Source organism: Pseudomonas emilianonis, from assembly GCF_023072625.1.
Lineage (GTDB): Bacteria > Pseudomonadota > Gammaproteobacteria > Pseudomonadales > Pseudomonadaceae > Aquipseudomonas > Aquipseudomonas paraveronii.
Map to the genome: position 1 here is coordinate 1 of NZ_JAKNRV010000385.1, position 4606 is coordinate 4606.

Annotated in this window: 4 protein-coding genes and 3 pseudogenes; 3 read left to right on the forward strand and 4 right to left on the reverse strand. The window is 60.8% G+C overall.

The window, feature by feature from the left end:
* Window positions 1-81 precede the first annotated feature (81 nt).
* Window positions 82-444 (reverse strand): annotated as a pseudogene (locus L9Z73_RS25755) (LysR substrate-binding domain-containing protein); the annotation flags it as partial.
* 45 nt (window positions 445-489) lie between these two features.
* Here L9Z73_RS25755 and L9Z73_RS25760 point away from each other — a divergent pair.
* Window positions 490-615 (forward strand): annotated as a pseudogene (locus tag L9Z73_RS25760) (transporter substrate-binding domain-containing protein); the annotation flags it as partial.
* Between the two features lie 18 nt (window positions 616-633).
* Here the strand turns inward: L9Z73_RS25760 and L9Z73_RS25765 are convergent.
* Together L9Z73_RS25765 and L9Z73_RS25770 are read right to left on the reverse strand one after the other, a co-directional pair.
* The gene (locus L9Z73_RS25765; RefSeq protein WP_247407207.1) at window positions 634-1353 is read right to left on the reverse strand and encodes a 16S rRNA (uracil(1498)-N(3))-methyltransferase; all 720 of its coding nucleotides are present in this window, start codon (window positions 1351-1353) and stop codon (window positions 634-636) included.
* A gap of 91 nt (window positions 1354-1444) precedes the next feature.
* On the reverse strand, window positions 1445-2851 hold the full coding sequence (locus L9Z73_RS25770; protein WP_247407208.1) for an adenosylmethionine--8-amino-7-oxononanoate transaminase: 1407 nt from the start codon (window positions 2849-2851) through the stop codon (window positions 1445-1447).
* Between the two features lie 270 nt (window positions 2852-3121).
* Here L9Z73_RS25770 and L9Z73_RS25775 point away from each other — a divergent pair, with 270 nt between their 5' ends.
* A complete protein-coding gene (locus L9Z73_RS25775; RefSeq protein WP_247407209.1) occupies window positions 3122-3673 on the forward strand; it encodes a cytochrome b in 552 nt (183 codons plus the stop codon).
* 32 nt (window positions 3674-3705) lie between these two features.
* Complete coding sequence (locus L9Z73_RS25780) at window positions 3706-4302, forward strand: YceI family protein (RefSeq protein ID WP_247407210.1); 597 nt, start codon at window positions 3706-3708, stop codon at window positions 4300-4302.
* Window positions 4303-4370: 68 nt separating this feature from the next.
* Here L9Z73_RS25780 and L9Z73_RS25785 read toward each other — a convergent pair.
* Window positions 4371-4606 (reverse strand): annotated as a pseudogene (locus L9Z73_RS25785) (DEAD/DEAH box helicase); the annotation flags it as partial.

Sequence of the window (4606 nt, forward strand, 5' to 3'; positions counted from 1 at the left end):
CACGCGCTGGGTCAGGCCGGAGTTGCCGGGGGTGCGGGGGTTCCATTCGTCCATGATGGCGAGAACGGCGTCGCTGTGGTGGATGGCGATCACCGGACCTTCGGCCAAGGTGTTGAGGTTGCTGTCGACGCGCCGAGGGCGGAAGGGGTCGGCGCTGGACAGGCCAATCAACGGCGCTCCCGCCAATTCCGCCAACGGCAGCGGCTTGCGGGTTTGCGCCTCGGTCCAATAGCCCTTGGACGCCAACGCGACCAAGGCTCCGTTGGCCAGCACTTGGGTGGTGAGCCCCGGGTGGCCGGCGAAGTTGAGGGTCAGCGCCAGGTCGATTTCGCGCATCAACAGCTTCTGCACCAACTCGCGGCTATGGTCGCTGGACAGCTCGCAGGCAATGTCCGGGTAAGCGCGCTGCCACTGCAGAATCGCCGGTGGCAGCAACGAGAGGGCCTGGCGCCTCGCGCCGCTTAAATCGTCATCACCCGAGAACCAACGATCGATGGGATTTACCGGCGCTGGTTTGAACAGCCAATCCCACCGAAGGGCCTGAACCTGGAGTTTCCGATGAGCGCCGAGTTGAAGGCGATCTTTGCTACGCCAGTGAGCGATCCGGTGGAATAAACCCTTTCCTCGGGTTGGTCAGAAGTCGCCCCACAGTTGTTGGGCGACCGACAGCGCGACAACCGGTGCGGTTTCGGTGCGCAATACGCGCGGGCCGAGGCGGGCGGCATGGAAGCCGGCGCCTTGGGCGGTGTCGATTTCAGGATCGGTCAAGCCGCCCTCGGGGCCGATCAGAAAGGCCAGGCTCGACGGCTTGGCATGGCTGATCATCGGCTCGGCGACCGGGTGCAGCACCAGCTTCAGGTCCGCCTCGGTCTGCTTCAGCCAATCGGCGAGTAACAGCGGCGGGTGAATCACCGGCACCGTCGAACGCCCGCATTGCTCACAGGCACTGATCGCCACCTGGCGCCAGTGCTGCAGGCGTTTTTCGGCGCGTTCGTCCTTGAGGCGCACTTCGCAGCGCTCGCTGAAAATCGGCGTGATGGCGTTGACGCCCAGTTCGGTGGCTTTCTGGATCGCCCAATCCATCCGCTCGCCCCGGGACAGGCCCTGGCCGAGGTGAATGTGCAGCGGCGATTCGGTCTGCCCGGCGAATTGCTCGGTCAGTTGCACGCTGACGCGTTTTTTCCCGACCTCCAGCAACGTGCCGCGAAATTCCTGGCCGGAACCGTCGAACAGTTGCACGGCATCGCCTTCGCCCATGCGTAGCACGCGGCTGATGTAATGCGCCTGGGCTTCGGGCAATTCATGCTCGCCGAGGCTCAACGGGGTGTCGGTGAAAAAGCGGGACAGTCTCATTTCTGTTCTCTGGAAAAATACAAAACCTGTGGGCGCCGAGCTTGCCCGCGATGACGGTCGACCTGGCACCCGATCAGTCGAGTGAGCCTAATCAGCCCGGATCGCGAAAGCCTGGGTGAAAGTCCTTCGGCACGGCAACGCTGACGGTGCTGTTGGTGGCGATATCAATCCCTTCACTCGCCACTTCGGCCAGGAAGTCGATCTGCTCCGGCGTAATCACATACGGCGGCAGGAAATACACCACGCTGCCCAACGGCCGCAGCAGCGCACCGCGCTCCAGGGCGTGTTCGAACACCTTCAGGCCACGGCGTTCCTGCCACGGGTAGGCGGTTTTGGTGGCTTTGTCCTGGACCATCTCGATGGCCAGCACCATGCCGGTCTGGCGCACTTCCGACACGTGGGGGTGGTCCACCAGGTGTGCGGTGGCCGTGGCCATGCGCTGGGCCAGGGCCTTGTTGTTTTCGATGACGTTGTCTTCTTCGAAAATATCCAGGGTCGCCAGGGCCGCCGCGCACGCCAGCGGGTTGCCGGTGTAGCTGTGGGAATGCAGGAAGGCGCGCAGGGTGTGGTAGTCGTCGTAGAAGGCGCTGTAGACGTCTTCGGTGGTGACCACTGCCGCCAGCGGCAAGTAGCCGCCGGTGAGGGCTTTGGACAGGCACAGGAAGTCCGGGCGGATGCCGGCCTGTTCACAGGCGAACATGCTGCCGGTACGGCCGAAGCCGACGGCGATTTCGTCATGGATCAGGTGTACGCCGTAGCGGTCGCAGGCTTCGCGCAGCAGCTTGAGGTACACCGGGTGGTACATGCGCATGCCGCCGGCGCCCTGGATCAGCGGTTCGACGATCACGGCGGCGACCGTGTCGTGGTTGTCCGCCAAGGTCTGTTCCATGGCCAGGAACATGTTGCGCGAGTGTTCTTCCCAGCTCATGCCCTCGGGGCGCATGTAGCAATCCGGGCTCGGTACTTTGATGGTGTCGAGCAGCAGCGCCTTGTAGGTTTCGGTGAACAGCGGCACGTCGCCCACCGACATCGCGGCGATGGTTTCGCCGTGGTAGCTGTTGGTCAGGGTGACGAAGCGCTTTTTGTTCGGCAGGCCGCGGTTGAGCCAGTAGTGAAAGCTCATCTTCAACGCGACTTCGATGCACGACGAGCCGTTATCGGCGTAGAAGCACCGGGTCAGGCCTGCAGGCGTCATCGCCACCAGGCGCTCGGACAGTTCGATCACCGGCTGGTGGCTGAAGCCGGCGAGGATCACGTGTTCCAGTTGGTCGACCTGGTCTTTGATGCGCTGGTTGATGCGCGGGTTGGCATGGCCGAACACGTTGACCCACCAGGAGCTGACGGCGTCGAGGTAGCGCTTGCCTTCGAAGTCTTCCAGCCATACGCCTTCACCCCGCTTGATCGGGATCAGCGGCAGTTGCTGGTGGTCTTTCATCTGGGTGCAGGGATGCCACAGCACCGCGAGGTCGCGTTGCATCCACTGGTTGTTCAAGCCCATCGTCTATCTCCTCGAAGCGGTCCTGCATCTTCGCAGGCGAAACAATCGCGCAAGCCTATGCAATGGAGGCCCGTGTCACAAGCCATTGTGGGGAATTCGCGGTAAACATAGGACGGACTGTCACGTTTCTTGGGAATAGTCTTAATCCCTCGTTAACGTATCGTGCCTAGGCTTATGATCATATTTCTCGATATTTCAAAGCAAAAATTTGCGCTTTAATTCGATAGGTAAATCGTTAGTCTTGAGCACAGTTCTTACGGGATTAAGTACATGCAGCTACGTAACTCACCAGCCCGCTACGGCTGGGTCAGCATGGTGTTGCATTGGGGCGTGGCCCTGGTGGTGTTTGGTCTGTTCGCCCTGGGCTTGTGGATGGTCGGTCTCGACTACTACAGCACGTGGCGCAAAGACGCGCCGGACCTGCACAAAAGCATCGGCATCACGCTGTTCGCGGTGATGCTGGTGCGTATTGTCTGGCGCCTGATCAGCCCGCCGCCGCCGGCGCTGGCCAGCTACAGCCGCCTGACGCGGATCGGTGCTGCCTTTGGCCATGCGTTCCTTTATGTCGGCTTGTTTGCCGTGATGATTGCCGGTTACCTGATTTCCACCGCAGACGGTGTGGGTATCCCGGTGTTTGGCCTGTTTGAGATTCCTGCTGTGGTTTCCGGCTTGCCGGACCAGGCAGACACCGCTGGCGTGGTGCATCTGTACCTCGCCTGGGTGCTGGTGGTTTTCGCCGGCTTGCATGGCGTAGCCGCGTTGAAGCACCACTTTATCGATCGTGATGCGACCCTCACGCGAATGCTGGGGCGCAAAGCCTGATGTTCAACCTCGACTCACAAGGAATAGAAAGCATGTTGAAAAAGACTCTCGCCGCTCTGGCAATCGGTTCTGCTCTGCTGTCGGCAGGTCAGGTGATGGCCGCTGACTATGTTGTCGACAAAGAAGGCCAGCACGCCTTCGTCGATTTCAAGATCAGCCACTTGGGCTACAGCTTCATCACCGGTACGTTCAAGGACCTGGACGGCAAGTTCAGCTTCGATGCCGCCAAGCCTGAAGACAGCAAGATTGAGTTCAACGTCCGTACCGCCAGCGTGTTCACCAACCACGCCGAACGTGACAAGCACATCTCCAGCAAAGACTTCCTGGACGTTGGCAAGTTTGCCGATGCCAAGTTCGTCTCCACCAGTGTTAAAACCACCGGTAAAAATGCTGCGGGCCAAGTCACTGCCGACGTGACCGGCGACCTGACCTTTCACGGCGTGACCAAGCCGATCGTCGTCAAGGCCACCTTCCTGGGTGAAGGCAAAGATCCATGGGGCGGCTACCGTGCCGGTTTTGAGGGCACCACCAGCTTCAATCGCCAGGACTTCGGCAAGCAGATGGACCTGGGCCCAGCGTCCAACAATGTTGAGCTGTACGTGACGTTTGAAGGTGTGAAAGCGAAGTAATTTTCGCCCGCCACACAAAAATGCCCCGGATCTCACGATCCGGGGCATTTTTTATGACGCTTTGAAAATCAGCGGTTGCGGGTAAGCAGCGCTGGTTTTTCACCACGAGGACGACCTGGCAACTGATCCAGTTGCTCGGGTGTCGGGAAGCGGTCGGCTTTCGACTCCTTGTGGATGATCTTTGGTGCCGGGCCGCCGCGCGGGTTTTGCACCGCTGGCTCGGACAACTGTGGCTGGTCGTCACGGGCTGGGCGGCGGTTGTTGCTACGCGAGTCTTCGCGACGCGCCTGACCATCACGCGGTG

Coding starts and splice junctions, on each gene's coding strand:
- L9Z73_RS25765 (WP_247407207.1), bottom strand. CDS start 1,353: ATGAGACTGTCCCGCTTTTTCACCGACACCCCGTTGAGCCTCGGCGAG.
- L9Z73_RS25770 (WP_247407208.1), bottom strand. CDS start 2,851: ATGGGCTTGAACAACCAGTGGATGCAACGCGACCTCGCGGTGCTGTGG.
- L9Z73_RS25775 (WP_247407209.1), top strand. CDS start 3,122: ATGCAGCTACGTAACTCACCAGCCCGCTACGGCTGGGTCAGCATGGTG.
- L9Z73_RS25780 (WP_247407210.1), top strand. CDS start 3,706: ATGTTGAAAAAGACTCTCGCCGCTCTGGCAATCGGTTCTGCTCTGCTG.